We start from the raw sequence: 18,047 nt of genomic DNA on the forward strand, positions 1-18,047 counted from the left end.
GACGGGTACGACAACGGGCCGCCGGATTTTCTCCGGCGGCCCGTCGCCGCGTCACAGCGGCCCGTCGGTGCGCTACAGCGGTCCGTCGCCGCCTCACAGCGGCCCGTCGTCGTGCTACAGCGGCCCGTCGCCGCGTCACAGGGGCGTCAGTGCGACGTGCCCGCCGTGGCCGGGGGCAGCTCCACCTCGACGCCCGGGTCGCCGGCGTCCGCCGTGTAGTCCTCCGGCTTGGTCTCGTCCACGCCCTCCGGCGCCTTGACGGCCTTCAGGACGAAGGTCAGGACCACGGTGACCAGGACGTTCATCACGAAGGCGGTGAGGCCGATGTAGCCGATCTCGCCGATGCCGGGGATCTCCTTCGAGGAGCCGCCGAAGTGCTTCTGCGTCGGCGAGGCCACTCCGTACGCGGCGAGCGTGCCGTAGACCATGCCCACCGCCCAGCCGGCGATCAGCGCCCAGCGGTGGAACCAGCGGGTGAACAGGCCGCCGACCAGGGCCGGGAAGGTCTGCAGGATCCAGATGCCGCCGAGCAACTGGAAGTTGATCGCGACCGTCTTGTCCATGCCGAGCACGAAGACCAGCGCACCCACCTTCACCAGCAGCGACACCAGCTTGGAGACCTTGGTCTCCTGTTCCGGCGTGGCGTCGGGCCTGATGAAGTCCTTGTAGATGTTGCGGGTGAAGAGGTTCGCGGCCGCGATCGACATGATCGCCGCCGGCACCAGGGCGCCGATGCCGATCGCCGCGAAGGCCACGCCCGCGAACCAGTCCGGGAACATGTCCTCGAACAGCTGCGGGATGGCGAGCTGGCCGTTCTGCACCTTGATGCCGGCCGCGATCGCCATGAAGCCCAGCAGGGCCAGCAGGCCGAGCATGAGGGAGTACAGCGGCAGGATCGTGGTGTTGCGGCGGATCACCTCGCGGCTGCGCGAGGAGAGCGTCGCGGTGATCGAGTGCGGGTACATGAACAGCGCCAGCGCCGAGCCCAGCGCCAGGGTCGCGTACGTCCACTGGCCCGTGTCCGGCGGGACCAGGCCGCCCGCCCCGGTGGACTCGAACTTCTCGCCCGCCTTGGCGAAGATGTCGTCGAACCCGCCCAGCTTGATCGGGATGTAGATGATCGCCACCGCGATGACGATGTAGATCAGCGTGTCCTTCACGAACGCGATCAGCGCGGGCGCGCGCAGCCCCGACGAGTAGGTGTACGCCGCCAGCACGCCGAAGGCGATCAGCAGCGGCAGGTCCTTGATGAACCAGTTGGTGTCCTCGCCGCCGCCGACGCCCATCACGTCCAGCACGGCCTGGATGCCGACCAGCTGGAGCGCGATGTAGGGCATCGTCGCCAGGATGCCGGTCACGGCCACCGCCAGCGACAGCCCCTTCGAGCCGAACCGGCCGCGCACGAAGTCCGAGGTCGTCACGTAGCCGTGCTTGTGGGAGACCGACCACAGGCGGGGCAGGAAGGTGAAGATCAGCGGGTAGACGAGGATGGTGTACGGCACGGCGAAGAAGCCGGACGCGCCCGCCGCGTAGATCGCCGCCGGCACGGCCACGAAGGTGTACGCCGTGTACAGGTCGCCGCCCAGCAGGAACCAGGTGATCCAGGTGCCGAACGAGCGGCCGCCCAGGCCCCACTCGTCGAGGCTGTGCTCGTTCTCGGCCCTGCGCCAGCGCGCCGCCATGAAGCCCATGGCGGTGACGAGCACGAAGAAGAAGATGAAGACGGCGAGTGCGACGCCGTTCACGCCGTCGTTCACTTGCCCGCACCCCCCTTGCGGGCGCGCTGGTCACGCTGCCACAGCTTGTACGCGATCATCGTCAGCGCCGTGGAGATCAGCACCCAGGCCATCTGGTACCAGTAGAAGAACGGGATGCCGATGAAGGCCGGGTCCGTCTTCGCGTACGAACCGACCCACAGCATGGCCACGAACGGGGCGACGAGGCAGATGCCGATGACGACGCGCGCCGGCGTCACCACCGGTTCTCTGCTCGTCTTGGGGGTTTGCGACATTCGGCGGCTCCGTCCCCTCGCTGATCACCTGGTGCAGTGCGCACGAAATGTAGGTGACCCGTCAAGAGAGCGGAAGACCCCGTCCGCATATCGGTCCGCAACCGCAACGTAACGTGGGGGCGCGGGCCGGCGCGCCGCTCAGTCCTGGGGCCGCTTCAGCCGCGCCACGAACTTGTAGCGGTCGCCCCGGTAGACCGACCGCACCCACTCCACCGGCTGTCCGTCCCGGTCCCGCGAGTGCCGGGAGAGCATCAGCATCGGCAGGCCCACGTCGGTGCCGAGCAGACCGGCCTCGCGCGGGGTGGCCAGCGAGGTCTCGATCGTCTCCTCGGCCTCGGCGAGATGGACGTCGTACACCTCGGCGAGGGCGGTGTAGAGGGACGTGTACTTGACCAGGGAGCGGCGCAGCGCCGGGAAGCGCTTGGCCGACAGGTGCGTGGTCTCGATGGCCATCGGCTCGCCGTTGGCCATGCGCAGCCGCTCGATGCGCAGCACCCGGCCGCCCGAGGCGATGTCCAGCAGGCCGGCGAGCCGGTCGTCGGCGGTGATGTAGCCGATGTCCAGCAGCTGGGAGGTCGGTTCCAGGCCCTGGGCCCGCATGTCCTCGGTGTAGGAGGTGAGTTGCAGCGCCTGGGAGACCTTGGGCTTGGCGACGAAGGTGCCCTTGCCCTGGATGCGCTCCAGCCGGCCCTCGACGACGAGCTCCTGCAGGGCCTGGCGCACGGTCGTGCGCGAGGTGTCGAACTCCGCGGCCAGCGTGCGCTCGGGCGGGACCGGCGTGCCCGGCGCCTGTGTCCGGGTCATGTCGAGCAGATGCTTCTTCAGACGGTAGTACTTGGGCACGCGCGCGGTACGGACGGTCGTCCCACCCTCGTTCTCCGCACTGCTGACGTCGGTGCTCATGCTCTGCCTTCCCGGCTCCGGGTGCCGAAGCGACCGGCATCCCTGTCGGCCACGGCTCACATCGTGGCACGGCTTCGTGCCGGGAGTGTCCCGCACGCTCCGTGATCCCTTCTGTATACCTCCGGGGCCCCCGTTGGTCTAGTCCACCGCGCCAAGGCGGTGGCCGTGGTACAGGCTCCGCGACGCCGCCCGAAGTGCCGCTTGCGAAATGAAAAGTCCCTGCATATCGCGGTCCCATAACGGACGACTGGCGCCCGCTCGAACACCCTTGACAGCCCAATTGGTCTGGGCCAAGCTCCCGGTTACTGGTCTACACCATTGGTCCAGTCCCGGCCCCATGGGCGGTACGCGTTCACGCTCGAACCGCGGGGAGGCAGGGGGGTTTGTGGCATCCCTGAGGAGGGTGGCGTGAAGCGCAAGCTGACAGCCGCGATCGGTATCGCGGGCATGATGGTCTCCATCGCGGCGTGCGGGGGCTCCGACGACGACGCGTCCAAGCAGGACCCGAAGGACCGCAAGGGCGAGCTCACCGTCTGGCTCATGGTCGACGCCCAGAGCAGCTGGCCGGAGCTGGTCGAGCAGACGAACGCCGACTTCAACAAGAAGTACCCCGGCGTCAAGGTCAACGTCCAGTACCAGCAGTGGGCCGACAAGACCAAGAAGCTCGACGCCGCTCTCTCCGGTGACAAGTTCCCCGACGTGGTCGAGCTGGGCAACACCGAGACGATGACCTACATCCTCAACGGTGCCCTCGGCGAGATCGACGAGAAGAAGTACGACAACTCCGACACCTGGATCAAGGGTCTGAAGGACACCTGCTCCTACGAGGGCAAGCTCTACTGCGTCCCGTACTACGCCGGTGCCCGCGTCGCCATCTACAACAAGGACATGTTCAAGGCCGGCACCGGTTCCGACCAGCTGCCGAAGACCGAGGACGAGCTGATCAAGGCGCTCGACAAGGTCCAGGACAAGTACAAGAAGGACAACGCCTTCTCCCCGCTGTACCTGCCCGGCCGCTACTGGTACGCCGCCATGTCCTACGTCGCCGCGTACGGCGGCCAGATCGCCACCTACGACGAGGGCAGCAAGGAGTGGAAGGCCGCCCTGTCCTCGCCGGAGGCCCAGAAGGGCATCCAGCACTTCGTCGACCTGGTCAAGAAGTACAACAACGGTGACCAGACCAAGGACGAGCAGGACCACGCCAACGTCATGGCCAACGAGAAGGCGGCCCTGCTCTACGGCAACGGCTGGGAGGCCGGCAGCGTCGTCGACTCCAAGACGAACGGCAACCCCAAGCTGAAGGACAAGATCGCCACGGCGGGCATGCCCGGCCCGAACGGCAAGGCCCTGCCCTCCTTCATCGGCGGCTCCGACCTGGCCACGATCTCCAAGTCCGACAACCAGGACCTGGCGCAGGACTGGATCTCGCTGTTCACCAACGAGAAGTCCCAGGCCGCGCTCGCCGCCAAGGACATCCTGCCCAACAACACCAAGCAGCTGGAGCCGCTGAAGGCCAAGCCGGAGACGGCCCCGATCGCCAACGCGGTCCCCGACGCCTGGTTCACCCCGATCGCCCCGGGCTGGGCCGCGATCGAGAAGAAGGAGACCATCGAGACGATGCTCCTCGACATCCTCAAGGGCAAGTCGGTCGCCGAGGCCACCAAGGCGGCGGACGCGGAGATCAACTCGCTGATCAACGAGTCCTCCTGAGCCCTGAGCCCTGGTGACCAACCCTCGTTGACCTCCGGTGCCTTGTCCGGCCGCCCGGCCGGACAAGGCCGGTTGGGTGTGCCGGCCGCCAGGGGTGTGCCGGCCACCGATCCGATGCAGACCCTTCGAACGGAAGGCCAGCACAGTGAGTGCCGCCGACATCAAAGCAGCCGGCCCGGAGGTGTCCGCCCCGCGGGCGCATCACGGTGACGGCCCGGCACCGTCCGCACCCCGGCGCAGCCGGTGGACGAACGGGCCCCTGCTGCCCTACCTGCTGATCGCCCCGGCTGTCGTGGCACTCGCCGCGGTGTTCGTCTGGCCGCTGATCAAGACCGTGATCATGTCCTTCCAGGACGTCGGCCGTAAGGAGCTGTGGACGGGCGAGGCCGCCGAGTGGGTCGGCTTCGAGCAGTTCACCAACATCCTCGGGGACGGCGAGTTCTACGACGTCCTGTGGCGCACCGTCCTGTTCATGGTCGTGTGCGTCGTCGCCACCATGGCGCTCGGCCTCTTCCTCGCCCACGCCATGCAGCGCATGACCAAGGCGGTCCGCCTGCTGCTGACCGGCGCGCTCATCGCCGCCTGGTCGCTGCCGCTGCTCGTGGCCACCTCGATCTTCCGCTGGTTCGCCGACTCCGACTACGGCGTCGCCAACATGGTGCTGACCAAGTACCTCGGCCTCGACTACCAGGGCCACAACTGGTGGCTCGACCCCAAGCAGGGCTTCTTCATGATCGGCGCCGTGGTGGTGTGGGGCGCGGTGCCGTTCGTCGCCGTCACCCTCTACGCCGCGCTCACGCAGGTACCCGCCGAGCTGGAGGAGGCGGCGGAACTCGACGGCGCCGGCCGGATCGGTGTCTTCCGCTACGTGACCTGGCCGGTGATCAAACCCGTCTTCCAGATGGTGGCCACGCTCTCGGTGATCTGGGACTTCAACGTCTTCGGCCAGGTCTTCCTGATGCGCGGCAACAAGCCCGAACCCGAGTACAACCTCCTCGGCCTCTACTCGTACGAGAAGGCCTTCGAGTCGAACTCCTTCAGCCAGGGCGCCGCCATCGCGCTGATCACCGTGCTGCTCCTGTCCGGCGTGGCCGTCTACTACCTGCGCCAGCTGCTCAAGATCGGAGAGGTCGAGTGAGTGACACGACCGCCACGACCGCCACGAACACCGTGGGAGCCTCGGCGCCCGCCTACCGGCCCGACCGCAAGAAGCGCAGCCGGCACCTCTACAACGCCGTGGGTGTCGTCGCCTTCCTGGTGATGGCCTTCCCCGTGTACTGGCTCGTCGTCAGCGCCCTGCGGCCCAACGCCGAGATCCGGTCCTACGACCAGAAGCTCTGGCCGACCTCCCTCACCCTCGACAACTTCCGCCGGGCCATCGACGCGCCGAACTTCGGTACCGCCATCCAGTCCAGCCTGATCATCTGCGTGACCGCCGTCGTCGGCGCGATGGTGCTGTCCACCATCGCGGCCTTCGCCATCGGACGCTTCCGGTTCGCCGGCCGCAAGGTCTTCATGATCGTGCTGCTCGTGGTGCAGCTGCTGCCGCCCACGGCCATGCTCATCCCGCTCTACATCCAGCTGAACGACCTCGGCGCGATCAACGAGTACTGGGGCGTCATCGTCATCTACCTCGTCTCCACGCTGCCGTTCGCCACCTGGATGATCCGCGGATTCGTGGTGAACATCCCCCTGGAGCTGGAGGAGGCCGCGATGGTGGACGGCTGCTCCCGCATGGGCGCCTTCTGGCGCGTGGTCTTCCCGCTGCTCGCCCCCGGCCTCGCCGCCGCCTCGATCTTCTCGCTGATCAACGCGTGGAACGAGTACCTCCTCGCCTACATCGTGCTGCAGGACAACGACAAGTACACGCTCAACGTCTGGCTCATGAACTTCACCACCTCCCGCGGCACCGACTACGGCGCCCTGATGGCCGCCTCGACGCTGATCGCGATACCCGTCGTCGCGTTCTTCATGATCGTCCAGAAGAAGATGGCCGCCGGTCTCACCTCCGGCGCCGTGAAGGGATAACGCCACCCGATGACCACATTCGCCAGTGGTACCGACACCCTCACGCGCGACGCGCTGACGGTCCTCCAGCCGGGCTTCACCGGCACCACCGCCCCCGACTGGCTGCTGCGCCGCCTCGGCGAGGGACTGGCCTCCGTCGGCCTGTTCGGCCGGAACATCGCCTCGCCCGCGCAGCTCGCCGCCCTGACCGCACAGCTGCGCGCCGAACGCGAGGACGTGCTGGTCGCCATCGACGAGGAGGGCGGCGACGTCACCCGCCTGGAGGTGCGCACCGGCTCCTCCTTCCCCGGCAACCACGCCCTCGGCGCCGTCGACGACGTCGAACTGACCCGCGAGGTGGCCGCGGAGCTGGGCCGCCGGCTCGCCGCCTGCGGGGTGAACTTCAACTGGGCGCCGTCCGCCGACGTGAACTCCAACCCGGACAACCCGGTGATCGGCGTGCGCTCCTTCGGGGCGGACACCGCACTGGCCGCTCGGCACACCGCCGCCTACGTCACCGGTCTGCAGTCGGCGGGAGTCGCCGCCTGCACCAAGCACTTCCCCGGCCACGGCGACACGGCCGTCGACTCCCACCACGCCATGCCCCGCATCGACGTGGACGCCACCGTGCTCGCGGAGCGCGAACTGGCGCCGTTCCGCGCGGCGATCGCCGCGGGCACCCGCGCGGTGATGAGCGCCCACATCCTGGTCCCGGCCCTGGACCCGGACCGCCCGGCCACCCTCTCCCGCCGCATACTGACCGACCTGCTGCGCGGCGAACTCGGCTACGAGGGCCTGATCGTCACCGACGGCATGGAGATGCAGGCCATCGCGGGCACCTACGGCATCGAACGCGGCAGCGTCCTGGCCATCGCGGCCGGCGCCGACGCGATCTGCGTGGGCGGCGGCCTCGCCGACGACGACATCGTCCGGCGGCTGCGGGACGCCCTGGTCGAGGCCGTCCACACCGGCGAACTGCCCGAGGAACGGCTGGCGGACGCGGCGGAACGCATCCGTGCCCTGGCCCGCTGGACGGCCGCGGACCCGGCCCGCGGACGGGCCGCCGACGCCGGTGACGACGAGGTGGGCCTGCGCGCCGCCCGCCGCGCCGTGAAGGTCACGGTCGCCGAGAGCTTCACCTCGCTGACCGAGCCGCCCTACGTCGCCTCCTTCACGCCCGTCGCCAACATCGCGGTCGGCGACGAGACCCCCTGGGGCGTCGCCGCGGAGCTCTCCCGCCTGCTCCCCGGCACCGAGACCGGCGGCTTCGCCGGGCCGGACGCGGGGGACCAGGTGCTTCAGGCGGCCGGCGACCGCCGCATCGTCGCCGTCGTGCGCGACGAGCACCGCCACCCCTGGATGTCGGCGGCCCTCGACACGCTGCTCAAGGCCCGTCCCGACACCGTTGTCGTCGAGATGGGCGTCCCGCAGGCCGCGCCCCGCGGCGCCCTGCACCTCGCCACCCACGGTGCGGCCCGGGTCTGCGGCCGGGCGGCGGCGGAGGCCATCGCGGGGGCGTGAGGGCTCGCCCGCCGGTACGGCGAAGGCGCCGGACCCCCCTGGTGGGGGCCGGCGCCTTGTCCTGTGCTCTTGTGCGTGGCTGTCCGTACGGGATCAGATGCCCTGCCAGCCGGGCTTGTGCGCGTAGGTGTGCCGGAAGTAGTCGGCGAGCTTCAGCTTGGAGGCGGCGGCCTCGTCGACGACGACGGTGGCATGCGGGTGGAGCTGCAGCGCGGAGGCCGGGCACACGGCCGCGACCGGCCCCTCGACACTCGCCGCCACCGCGTCGGCCTTCCCCTCGCCGGTGGCCAGCAGCACCAGGTGCCGGGCCTCCAGGATCGTGCCGATGCCCTGCGTGATGACGTGGTGCGGCACCTGCTCGATGTCGCCGTCGAAGAAGCGCGCGTTGTCGACGCGGGTCTGCTCGGTCAGCGTCTTGATCCGGGTCCGCGAGGCCAGCGAGGAGCACGGCTCGTTGAACCCGATGTGCCCGTCGGTGCCGATCCCCAGCAGCTGGAGGTCCACCCCGCCGGCCGCGGCCAGCGCGCTGTCGTACGCCTCGCAGGCCCCCTGGACGTCCGTGGCCGTGCCGTCGGGCCCCATGAACGCGTCCATGCCGATGCCGAGCGGCTCCAGCACCTCGCGCCGCAGCACCGAGCGGTACGACTCCGGGTGCTCCGCGGGCAGCCCCACGTACTCGTCGAGCTGGGCGATCCGCGCCCGCGCGGTGTCCACGGCGCCCGAACGCACCTTGGCCGCCAGTGCCTCGTACACCGGCAGCGGCGTCGAGCCGGTGGCCACCCCGAGCAGGGCGTCGGGCTTGCGCCGGAGCAGCTGCGCCATGGCCTCGGCGATGAGCTCGCCGCCCGCCTTGGCGTCGGGAACGATGACAACTTCCACGCTGGGCCTGCCGTTCTGAAGAGGGGGCTCGAGGACACCCGAAGGGCATGTGGTTTAGACCAATCTAACAGAGTGGTGCCGCGCGTTCCCCGGTTTCCCGGCCCGCCGGGCGGCCCCCGTTCCCACCCAGCGCGGGCGCGTTCGCGCGGGAGGGAGTGGAATGAAGGAGTGGGCCCAAAGACACCGCACGCCACCGACGCCGACCGGCCGCACGGCGCCCCGCTGGGGGCCGTGCGACGGACGACGACCGCGGACCCCCTGGCACCGGCACGACCGCCCCACCGTCACCGTCACCCGGCCGCCCCACCCCACTCCCGCCCTCGCCACACGCCCACCCCGGCCCCCCACCAAGGTCATGGCCGCGCTGCCACACCGTCCCCCCACCGCCGTCATGGCCGGACGCCCACCCCGCCCCTCACCGCCGTCATGGCCGCGCTGCCACACCGTCCCCTCACTGCCGTCATCACCACGCGGCCACACCGCCCCGCCGCCACCCCGTCACCGGCACCCGCGACGCCCGCCCCGAGGCATCCGCACTCACCACCCCGCACCCCCGGAGGGAACCCGTATGACCGCCTCCGCACCGGACGCCCGCAGCGACCTCCCGGGCCGCATCATGGCCCGGGAGATGGCCGAGCAGCCCGCCGTACTGCGCCGGATCCTCGACGACGGTGCCCCCGCCATCCGGCAGGTCGCCCGCGAGATCGCCGCCCGCGGCCCCCGTTTCGTGCTGCTGACCGCGCGCGGCACCTCCGACAACGCCGCGCTGTACGCCAAGTACCTGCTGGAGATCCGCCTCGGCCTGCCCTGCGGCCTCGCCTCGATGTCGACCACCACCGCCTACGGTGCCCGTCCCAACCTCACCGACGTCCTCGTCGTCACCGTCAGCCAGTCCGGCGGCTCCCCGGACCTGGTCGCCTCGACCCGCGCCGCCCGAGAGGCGGGCGCGATCACCCTGGCGGTGACCAACAACCCCGATTCACCGCTGGCCGGCGTGTCGGAGTACCACATCGACATCATGGCCGGACCCGAGAGGGCCCTCCCCGCGACCAAGACCTACACCGCATCCCTGCTCGCCCTGTACCTCTTCGTCGAGGGCCTGCGCGACGGCGACGGAGCGGCCGCGCGCGTGCTGCCGGATCTCGCCGCGCAGCTGCTCGCCCGGCAGGACGAGGTGCGCGCCCTCGCCGCCCGCTACCGCTTCGCCGAGCGCATGGTGATCACCTCGCGCGGCTACGGCTACCCCACGGCCAAGGAGGCCGCCCTCAAGCTCATGGAGACCAGCTACATCCCCGCCCTCTCCTACTCCGGAGCCGACCTCCTGCACGGTCCGCTCGCCATGGTCGACAACGTCTCCCCGGTGATCGCGGTCGTCACCGACGGCAAGGGCGGAGAGGCGCTCCAGCCCGTGCTGGACCGGCTGCGCGGCCGGGGTGCCGACCTGGTCGTCGTCGGCCCCAGGAGCCGGGTCGAGCAGGCCTCCGCCGGTTTCGTCCTGCCCACCGAGGGCGTGGCCGAGGAGGTCCAGCCCGTCCTGGAGATCATCCCGCTCCAGCTGCTGGCCTACGAGGTGACGATCGCCCGCGGCCAGGACCCGGACGCCCCTCGCGCCCTGGCGAAGGTGACGGAGACCCACTGAGCCCGTGGACGCCGTCCGGGCCGCGGACCCCGCCCGGCCCGTCGAGCCCCGTCTAGGTCAGCGAACCCCCCGTCGCGTCCACCCAGCTCCCGGTGACCCAACGGCCCCCGTCCGAGGCCAGGAAGGCGACCACGTCGGCCACCTCGGCCGGCGTGCCCACCCCGCCCAGTGCGGAGAACGCCGCCGCCCGTTCCCAGCCGTCCGCGCTGCCGTGCAGCAGCTCGGCCGTGTTGTCCGTGTCGATGATGCCGGGCGCCACCGAGTTCACGGTGATGCCGCGGGCACCCAGCACCTTGGAGAGGTCGCGGGAGAGCACGTCCAGCGCGGCCTTGGTCATCGCGTACGCCATGTTGTCCGGCATCACCGCGGTGCGGGCCAGTCCCGACGAGATGTTGATGACCCGGCCGCCGTCGCGCAGCCGTCCCATGCCGTCCCGGAGGATGAAGAACGGAGCCTTCACGTTCACCGCGAAGACCTTGTCGTACTCCTCCTCGCTTATCTCCGTGATCGGGCGGGTCGTGCCGATCCCGGCGTTGTTCACCAGGATGTCCAGCCCGTCCGCGTGCCGGTCGAACTCCTCCCACAGTGCTTCGGCGTCCCCGGGGACGCCGAGCTCCACCCCGATCGCGAACGCGGACCCACCCGCCGCCTCGATCGCGGCGACCGTCTCCTTGGCCGCCGCCTCGCTCCTGCCGTAGTGCACCGCGACCCGCGCGCCGTCGCGTCCCAGCCGCTCGGCCACCCCTCGTCCGATGCCCCTGCTCGCCCCCGTGACGAGAGCCGTCTTACCCGTGAGCACACCCATGCCGGCGCCCCTTCGCATTATCTAGTGGTCGCTACAGAAATGACCGTAGCGCATCCCGCGGACATTTCTCTAGTGCCCGCTATAAAATGAAGCCCATGGTGAGCAGCGAGGAGACCGGGCGCGGCAGGACGCCGGCTCCGGCGACGACCGGAGCCCGCGGCCGTCCGTCCAGGTCACGCGGGCGTCCCCGTTCCTTCGACCGGGCGACGGCCCTGGAGAAGGCCCTGATGGCCTTCTGGGAACACGGTTACGAGGCCACGTCCGTCGCCGACCTCACCCGGGTCATGGACATCGGCGCCCCGAGTCTGTACGCGGCCTTCGGCGACAAGCGCTCGCTCTTCGAGGAGGTCGTCCAGGAGTACGGCACGCGGTACGGCTCCTTCGCGGAGCGCGCCCTCGCCGAGGAGCCGACCGCCCGGGCGGGCATAGAGCGGATGCTGCGCGAGGCCGCCGTCGAGTACACGGCCCCCGGGCGTCCGCACGGCTGTCTCGTCATCCACGCCGCCGCCAACTGCTCCACCCCGGAGGTGGAGCAGTCCCTGCGTGAGCGGCGCAACGCCAACATCGCCGCGTTCGAGAGCCGTATCCGCGCCGACGTCGCCGCGGGCGTCCTGCCGGAGGGAACCGATGCCGCCGCCCTCGCCCGGCACGCCGGTGCGGTCATCCAGGGCATGTCCCAGCAGGCGCGCGACGGCGCGAGCCGCGAGGAACTGGAGTCGCTCGCGGAAATCTCCCTCGCCGTCTGGCCCCGCACATGAGCCAACGGGGTTAGGCTGCTGCCGGGTGCTCGGACGTCCGAACAGCCGTCGCGAAGTGACGGAGACAAACACCGTCCCGCGCATGGACATGCACAGTGGTCTAGTCCACAATGGCCACTGAGACACTCACGCAAGGTGAACGTCAGGCTTCCGCCTTCCCCGCACAGGAGGGCGGACCGAGGAACCGGAGCTCTCTGCCCTGACTGCCCCGGCTCCTCACCCTTCGGCCGACAGGGACCGCACACCCCACGGCCGATGTTGCTCCGGGCTGCGGTGCCGGGAGGGTTGAGGGTCCCTCCCAGGCGCCGCGGCCCGCGGGTGTTTCCGGGGGCGTTTCCGAGATCGCGCAGTGGCGGAATCTGGCTGGTTTCGATCGCTGTCCGAACGGCCAGGTACGCTCGGCCACGTGCCCTCCATGAACGAACTCGTACGCCAGCACACAGCCCTCGACGACTCCGATCTCGAGTGGCTCCATCTGCTGGTCTCGGAGTGGCAGCTCCTCTCCGACCTCTCCTTCGCCGACCTCGTCCTGTGGGTCCCCACCCGCGACGGCACCCGGTACGTCTCCGTCGCCCAGATGCGGCCCAACACCGGCCCGACCTCGTACCAGGACGACATGGTCGGTCACCTGGTCCCGCGCGGCCGGCGTCCCATGCTGGACGCCGCGCTGGACGAGGGCCGGATCGTGCGCGAGGGCGATCCGGAGTGGCGCGAGGAGGTCCCGGTCCGCGTCGAGTCGATCCCCGTACGGCGTCAGGGACGCGTCCTCGGCGTCATCGCGCGCAACACCAACCTCCTCACCGTGCGGACCCCGAGCCGACTGGAGCTCACCTACCTCCAGAGCGCCTCGGACCTCGCGCAGATGATCGCGGCCGGAGCCTTCCCGTTCGAGAACCAGCAGGTCGACATGGACGCCTCGCCCCGCGTCGGCGACGGCCTGATCCGGCTCGACGCGGACGGCATCGTGCACTACGCCTCCCCGAACGCCCTGTCGGCGTACCACCGCATGGGCCTCGCCGCCGACCTGGTCGGCCACCACCTGGGCAGGACGACCGCCGAACTCGCCCCGACCCGCGGTCCGGTGGACGAGGCGCTCGCCAAGGTGGCCAGCGGCTGGGCACCGCGCGAGTTCGAGATCGAGGCGAACGACGGTGTCATCCAGTTCCGTGCGATCCCGCTCAAACCCAAGGGCACACGCATCGGTTCACTGGTGCTGCTGCGCGACGTGACCGAACTGCGGCGGCGCGAACGCGAGTTGATCACCAAGGACGCGACCATCCGGGAGATCCACCACCGGGTGAAGAACAACCTCCAGACGGTGGCCGCCCTGCTCCGCCTCCAGGCCCGGCGCATCGGCTCGGAGCGGGGACGGGAAGCCCTCGAAGAGGCCGTACGCCGCGTCGGCTCGATCGCGATCGTGCACGAGACGCTGTCCCAGAACCTGGACGAGCGCGTGGAGTTCGACGAGATCGCCGACCGCGTGCTGGCCATGGTGGCCGAGATCTCACCCGGCAAGGTCACCGGCCGCCGCACCGGCCGCTTCGGCATCCTGGACGCCGAGGTCGCCACGCCCCTGTCGATGGTGCTGACCGAGATCCTGCAGAACGCCCTGGAGCACGGCTTCCGCGAGGGCGACACCGGCACGGTCGAGGTCTCGGCGGTCCGTGGCGGCACCACGAAGGAGGCCCGCCTCCTGGTCACCGTCCAGGACGACGGCGTCGGCCTGCCCGAGGACTTCGACCCGCACAGTTCCGGAAATCTGGGGCTCCAGATCGTCCGCACGCTGGTCGAGGGCGAGCTGGGAGGCGCGTTCGACATGGTCCCGGCCCCCGAGCGCGGCACCCGGGTGATCCTGGACATCCCGGTGCCGGCGCAGAAGTAGGCCGCGGACAGCAAGAGAAGCGGACCGCGGGCAGCAAGCAGAAGTGCACCGCGGACAGCAAAAAGCCCCGGACCGGTGAAGGTCCGAGGCCAGTGCTCGTGCGATGGGGATCCCCCCGGCTCGAGCGAAGTCGAGGGGTCGGGGAGCATCGGGTACTGCGCGCTGCGGCTCGGGGGCGGGAGTTGCGTACTCGCTGTACGCGCCGCCAAGCTCAGGCTGTCAGCAGGGGTGGATGGTCAGGCGGAGGCCTGACGGGCCCGGTTGCGGGCGGCACGGCGCTTCATCGCGCGGCGCTCGTCCTCGCTGAGACCACCCCAGACGCCGGAGTCCTGGCCGGACTCGAGCGCCCACTGCAGACACTGCTCCATAACCGGGCAGCGACGGCAGACGGCCTTGGCTTCCTCGATCTGCAGCAGCGCGGGACCGGTGTTGCCGATGGGGAAGAAGAGCTCGGGGTCTTCCTCGCGGCAAACGGCGCGGTGACGCCAGTCCATGGCTGCTACCTCTCCTTGGTATTACGTGCAGGTGCTTGTGAATGTGAACGCTTTCACGAATCCCTCAACAAGGGAAGGGCCTACCGCCAGGTTGCCCGGCGTGGTCCTGTGGTTTGAAGAGGGGTTCCGGTGATCTGTGGAGGCCGGTGTTGCGGGCCGTCCCGATCGCCATGTAGAGACTCGCAAACCTCGGCGGCGGATACAACCCCTTCCGGAAAGTTTTTTTTGATTCTTCGGTGTCGACTAGGTCACAGCCGTACTTCCATGGGGTGGATCCTGGCCTAAACGTTCGAGTGAAAGGACTTTTGCCGGTTCTGCTCACACAATCACACGCAGTGCACGGCGTACGCCTGTGAACGTCACGCTCGTTCGCAGCCCCAGGTGGTCACCGTCCATCTGCAAGGGCAGTGGCACCTTCGAATGCAAGGTGAACTCGGTCATGTCGTGCAGTGAGACGGCATGCCGGCCCCGGGGTCCGCGCTCGGGGGACGAAGTGAGCAACTGGGTGCCATACCGGGCGACCGCGGCCGTCGAGAGGCGGTGCAGGCCGAAGACGTCGAGTCCCGTGTCGAACGAGGCCTTGGGCGAGGCGTAGATCGGGCGGTTGCCGAGAAACGTCCACGGGGACGTGTTCGAGACTATGGACAGCACCAGATCCGTGACCGGGTCCTCGCCCTCGCGCTCCAGTGTGATCGTCCCGCTGCGCCGGTGCGGCTCGCCGATGAGCTGGCGCACCACCTGGCGGACGTAGAGGGCGTGTGTCGACTTCTTTCCGCGCTCCCGGTGCTGCTCGACCCGGCCGACCACGCCGGCGTCGAACCCCAGTCCGGCGTTGAAGGTGAACCATCGGGCGGGTACGGCCTCGTCCTCCGTGCCCGGTGTGCCCGAGGCCAGCCCCAGTCCGACGGTCCGTTCGCTGCCCTCGCGCAGGGCGTCCAGCAGGGCGCCGGTCGCCTCCACCGCGTGGTTAGGCAGGCCGAGGGCGCGGGCGAAGACGTTGGTGGAACCGCCGGGCACCACGGCGAGCCGGGGCAGATGCTCGGGGTCGGGGCCGGCGTGCAGCAGTCCGTTGACGACCTCGTTGACCGTGCCGTCGCCGCCGAGCGCCACCACCAGCTCGATGTCGTCGCTCCGGGCCGCCTGGCGGCCGAGGTCGCGCGCGTGGCCGCGGTACTCGGTGGTGACCGCCTCCAGCTTCATCTCGCTCGCGAGCGCGTGGATCAGCACGTCGCGCGTACGCGCACTCGTGGTGGTTGCCGCCGGATTGACCACGAGAAGTGCACGCATGCGTTGCAGGGTACCTACTGGGCGGTACCTGGCCCAGACCGAGGCAGGTTTCCGCCAGGGGATCGGCATGTGAGCCGGCGCACGGGCCTCGGCACGGGCGCCCGCATGGCGAGGGCTACCCTTCAGGGGTGAGCAGTGAGCAGAACCCCACCACCGAAGCCGCCGAAGAGGCGGGCCCCCGTCCCGGCCGGCTGACCGCGGCCGCGGCGCTCGCCGCGCTGGAGGGTCTGGCGCTCGTCGTCGGCGGAGCCTGGATGATCGTGGGCGGTCTCACGGGTCATCCCGACGACCGGACCTCGGCCCTGACCGGCGGTGTCACGCTCATCGTCCTCGCGCTGCTGCCACTGCTCGCCGCCCGCGGGCTGCTGGCCCGGCGGAGCTGGAGCCGGGGGCCCGCCGTCATCACGCAGATCATGGCGCTGCCCGTGGCCTACAACCTGCTGCAGGTCGACAGCATCGCCATCCCGGCGGGGATCGTGCTCGCGGTCGTGGCCGTCACCGCGCTCGTCCTGCTCGTGAACCCCACGACGACCCGGGCCCTCGGGATCCGGGGACCCGGCAGCGCCGGGAAGTAACCCCCGCCGCAGCGGTCCCGCCCCGCGGCAGCTACTCCTCGACCAGCAGCTTCTCCCGCAGCTGCGCCAGCGTGCGCGCCAGCAGCCGCGACACGTGCATCTGCGAGATCCCGACCTCCTGGGCGATCTGCGACTGCGTCATGTTGCCGAAGAAGCGCAGCAGCAGGATCCGCTTCTCCCGCGGCGGCAGGTCCTCCAGCAGCGGCTTGAGCGACTCCCGGTACTCCACGCCCTCCAGCGCCTCGTCCTCGGCGCCCAGGGTGTCCGCGACCGCCGGGGACTCGTCGTCGGTGTCCGGGACGTCCAGGGACAGCGTCGAGTACGCGTTGGCGGACTCCAGGCCCTCCAGGACCTCCTCCTCCGAGATCGACAGCTTCTCGGCGAGTTCATGGACCGTGGGGGAGCGGCCGTGCAGCTGTGAGAGCTCCGCCGTGGCCGTGGTCAGCGCGAGCCGCAGTTCCTGGAGCCGGCGCGGGACCCGCACGGCCCAGCCCTTGTCCCGGAAGTGCCGCTTGATCTCACCGACGACCGTGGGCGTGGCGTAGGTGGAGAACTCCACCCCGCGGTCCGGGTCGAAGCGGTCGACCGACTTGATCAGTCCGATGGTGGCGACCTGCGTGAGGTCGTCCAGGGGCTCGCCGCGATTGCGGAACCGGCGCGCGAGGTGCTCCACGAGCGGCAGGTGCATGCGGACCAGCTGGTTGCGCAGCTCCGCGTACTCCGGGCTGTCCTTCGGCAGCGCACGCAGCTCGGTGAACTTGGCACGCGCCCCGCTGCGGTCCTGCGGGTCGTGCCGCGTGCCCTGTGCGCCGCGTGCACCGGACGCGTCGTCCTCGGAGTACCGCTCGTGCTCGCTCATCGTCCCGCCCGTCGCCCTTTCCCGAGCCCTCGCCTCAGCGCGGGCCGGCCGGACCGGGGTGGCCCCGGCCCTCCCCTCCGCAGGCGTGCTCCGCACGGCACCGTCCCGGTCACCGGCCCGCTGCCCGTCGTCCGGGTGGACTGCCCCCGTGGCGGTGTCCTCCGGATGCGGCCGCGCCTGTTCCGGGATGGCGTCGATGCCGTCCGCCACGCGTCCGGCACCGTCCGGGGAACGTGTGTCCTCGGCCGACAGCTCCCGTGTGCCGCGCTCTTCGTCCCGCACCGGCCCGTCCCCGTTCCTCACGTCGGCCCGGGTCCCGCGCCGCGCTGTTTGTAGAGGCTGATCGAAACGGTTTTGTCCTCGTCCACGGCGGAGGAGACCTTGCCCGCCAGAGCGGACAGGACGGTCCAGGCGAAGGTGTCCCGCGAGGGGGCGTGACCGTCCGTGGTCGGCGCCGAGACGGTGACCTCGAGCGAGTCGTCGACGAGCCGGAAGACGCAACTGAGCACCGAGCCGGGCACGGCCTGCTGAAGCAGGATCGCGCAGGCCTCGTCCACTGCGATGCGCAGGTCCTCGATCTCGTCGAGGGTGAAGTCCAAACGGGCCGCGAGGCCGGCCGTCGCCGTACGCAGCACCGACAGGTAGGCACCCGCGGCCGGCAGCCGGACTTCCACGAAGTCCTGGGTCGCGGGCTCGCCTGCGATCTGGGACACCCTC

At 70.2% G+C, this 18,047-nt stretch carries 17 protein-coding genes; 8 read left to right on the forward strand and 9 right to left on the reverse strand.

Annotated elements, in window-relative coordinates; genetic code table 11:
* Positions 1–146: 146 nt before the first annotated feature.
* From mctP to H0H10_RS24875, 3 genes are all read right to left on the reverse strand, one after another.
* Positions 147–1,757: a monocarboxylate uptake permease MctP gene (gene mctP / locus H0H10_RS24865; protein WP_188183323.1), complete on the reverse strand. Its 1,611-nt coding sequence runs from the start codon at positions 1,755–1,757 to the stop codon at positions 147–149.
* Positions 1,754–2,011 (reverse strand): DUF3311 domain-containing protein, encoded by a 258-nt coding sequence (locus H0H10_RS24870; protein WP_188183324.1) that lies wholly within the window; start codon positions 2,009–2,011, stop codon positions 1,754–1,756. The genes mctP and H0H10_RS24870 overlap by 4 nt, the downstream gene beginning before the upstream one ends.
* Positions 2,012–2,149: 138 nt before the next feature.
* Entirely contained in the window at positions 2,150–2,914 is a 765-nt protein-coding gene (locus H0H10_RS24875) for a GntR family transcriptional regulator (protein ID WP_188183325.1), read from the reverse strand.
* Positions 2,915–3,322: 408 nt separating this feature from the next.
* Between H0H10_RS24875 and H0H10_RS24880 the strand changes: the two genes are divergently transcribed.
* From H0H10_RS24880 to H0H10_RS24895, 4 genes are all read left to right on the forward strand, one after another.
* Positions 3,323–4,624, forward strand: a complete 1,302-nt coding sequence (locus tag H0H10_RS24880; protein WP_188183326.1) for a sugar ABC transporter substrate-binding protein — start codon at positions 3,323–3,325, stop codon at positions 4,622–4,624.
* Positions 4,625–4,769: 145 nt separating this feature from the next.
* Positions 4,770–5,762 carry a carbohydrate ABC transporter permease gene (locus H0H10_RS24885; protein WP_188183327.1) on the forward strand — a complete coding sequence of 331 codons (993 nt, stop codon included), beginning with the start codon at positions 4,770–4,772 and terminating at the stop codon, positions 5,760–5,762.
* Positions 5,759–6,652, forward strand: a complete 894-nt coding sequence (locus H0H10_RS24890; RefSeq protein WP_309141885.1) for a carbohydrate ABC transporter permease — start codon at positions 5,759–5,761, stop codon at positions 6,650–6,652. Before H0H10_RS24885 ends, H0H10_RS24890 begins: the two co-directional genes overlap by 4 nt.
* Before the next feature lie 9 nt (positions 6,653–6,661).
* Complete coding sequence (locus tag H0H10_RS24895; protein WP_188183328.1) at positions 6,662–8,152, forward strand: glycoside hydrolase family 3 protein; 1,491 nt, start codon at positions 6,662–6,664, stop codon at positions 8,150–8,152.
* A 93-nt stretch (positions 8,153–8,245) separates the two neighbouring features.
* Here the strand turns inward: H0H10_RS24895 and nagB are convergent, their stop codons facing one another.
* Positions 8,246–9,031 (reverse strand): glucosamine-6-phosphate deaminase, encoded by a 786-nt coding sequence (gene nagB / locus H0H10_RS24900; RefSeq protein WP_188183329.1) that lies wholly within the window; start codon positions 9,029–9,031, stop codon positions 8,246–8,248.
* A 568-nt stretch (positions 9,032–9,599) separates the two neighbouring features.
* Between nagB and H0H10_RS24905 the strand changes: the two genes are divergently transcribed.
* Positions 9,600–10,670 (forward strand): SIS domain-containing protein, encoded by a 1,071-nt coding sequence (locus H0H10_RS24905; protein ID WP_188183330.1) that lies wholly within the window; start codon positions 9,600–9,602, stop codon positions 10,668–10,670.
* A gap of 52 nt (positions 10,671–10,722) precedes the next feature.
* On the opposite strand, the gene H0H10_RS24910 is transcribed toward H0H10_RS24905, so the two are convergent.
* Complete coding sequence (locus H0H10_RS24910; protein WP_188183331.1) at positions 10,723–11,475, reverse strand: SDR family oxidoreductase; 753 nt, start codon at positions 11,473–11,475, stop codon at positions 10,723–10,725.
* 95 nt (positions 11,476–11,570) lie between these two features.
* Between H0H10_RS24910 and H0H10_RS24915 the strand changes: the two genes are divergently transcribed.
* Both H0H10_RS24915 and H0H10_RS24920 read left to right on the forward strand, forming a co-directional pair.
* Entirely contained in the window at positions 11,571–12,233 is a 663-nt protein-coding gene (locus H0H10_RS24915; RefSeq protein ID WP_188183332.1) for a TetR/AcrR family transcriptional regulator, read from the forward strand.
* 415 nt (positions 12,234–12,648) lie between these two features.
* On the forward strand, positions 12,649–14,115 hold the full coding sequence (locus H0H10_RS24920; protein WP_188183421.1) for a sensor histidine kinase: 1,467 nt from the start codon (positions 12,649–12,651) through the stop codon (positions 14,113–14,115).
* 236 nt (positions 14,116–14,351) lie between these two features.
* Here H0H10_RS24920 and H0H10_RS24925 read toward each other — a convergent pair whose 3' ends face one another.
* On the reverse strand, positions 14,352–14,609 hold the full coding sequence (locus H0H10_RS24925) for a WhiB family transcriptional regulator (protein ID WP_003973730.1): 258 nt from the start codon (positions 14,607–14,609) through the stop codon (positions 14,352–14,354).
* A 318-nt stretch (positions 14,610–14,927) separates the two neighbouring features.
* Positions 14,928–15,896, reverse strand: coding sequence for a diacylglycerol/lipid kinase family protein (locus tag H0H10_RS24930; protein WP_188183333.1), 969 nt, complete (start codon positions 15,894–15,896; stop codon positions 14,928–14,930).
* A 128-nt stretch (positions 15,897–16,024) separates the two neighbouring features.
* Between H0H10_RS24930 and H0H10_RS24935 the strand changes: the two genes are divergently transcribed.
* Positions 16,025–16,471, forward strand: a complete 447-nt coding sequence (locus tag H0H10_RS24935) for a hypothetical protein (protein ID WP_188183334.1) — start codon at positions 16,025–16,027, stop codon at positions 16,469–16,471.
* A 31-nt stretch (positions 16,472–16,502) separates the two neighbouring features.
* Here the strand turns inward: H0H10_RS24935 and H0H10_RS24940 are convergent, their stop codons facing one another.
* Positions 16,503–17,612 (reverse strand): RNA polymerase sigma factor SigF, encoded by a 1,110-nt coding sequence (locus H0H10_RS24940; protein ID WP_188183335.1) that lies wholly within the window; start codon positions 17,610–17,612, stop codon positions 16,503–16,505.
* 17 nt (positions 17,613–17,629) lie between these two features.
* Positions 17,630–18,043, reverse strand: a complete 414-nt coding sequence (locus tag H0H10_RS24945) for an ATP-binding protein (protein WP_003973726.1) — start codon at positions 18,041–18,043, stop codon at positions 17,630–17,632.
* Between the last annotated feature and the right edge of the window lie 4 nt (positions 18,044–18,047).

The organism is Streptomyces griseicoloratus, assembly GCF_014534645.1.
Taxonomy (GTDB): Bacteria; Actinomycetota; Actinomycetes; order Streptomycetales; family Streptomycetaceae; genus Streptomyces; species Streptomyces griseicoloratus.

Excerpts from the sequence above, each read along its gene's own strand:
- H0H10_RS24870 (WP_188183324.1), bottom strand. The coding sequence starts at position 2,011 with ATGTCGCAAACCCCCAAGACGAGCAGAGAACCGGTGGTGACGCCGGCG.
- H0H10_RS24875 (WP_188183325.1), bottom strand. The coding sequence starts at position 2,914 with ATGAGCACCGACGTCAGCAGTGCGGAGAACGAGGGTGGGACGACCGTC.
- H0H10_RS24895 (WP_188183328.1), top strand. The coding sequence starts at position 6,662 with ATGACCACATTCGCCAGTGGTACCGACACCCTCACGCGCGACGCGCTG.
- H0H10_RS24905 (WP_188183330.1), top strand. The coding sequence starts at position 9,600 with ATGACCGCCTCCGCACCGGACGCCCGCAGCGACCTCCCGGGCCGCATC.
- H0H10_RS24910 (WP_188183331.1), bottom strand. The coding sequence starts at position 11,475 with ATGGGTGTGCTCACGGGTAAGACGGCTCTCGTCACGGGGGCGAGCAGG.
- H0H10_RS24915 (WP_188183332.1), top strand. The coding sequence starts at position 11,571 with ATGGTGAGCAGCGAGGAGACCGGGCGCGGCAGGACGCCGGCTCCGGCG.
- H0H10_RS24920 (WP_188183421.1), top strand. The coding sequence starts at position 12,649 with ATGAACGAACTCGTACGCCAGCACACAGCCCTCGACGACTCCGATCTC.
- H0H10_RS24925 (WP_003973730.1), bottom strand. The coding sequence starts at position 14,609 with ATGGACTGGCGTCACCGCGCCGTTTGCCGCGAGGAAGACCCCGAGCTC.
- H0H10_RS24930 (WP_188183333.1), bottom strand. The coding sequence starts at position 15,896 with ATGCGTGCACTTCTCGTGGTCAATCCGGCGGCAACCACCACGAGTGCG.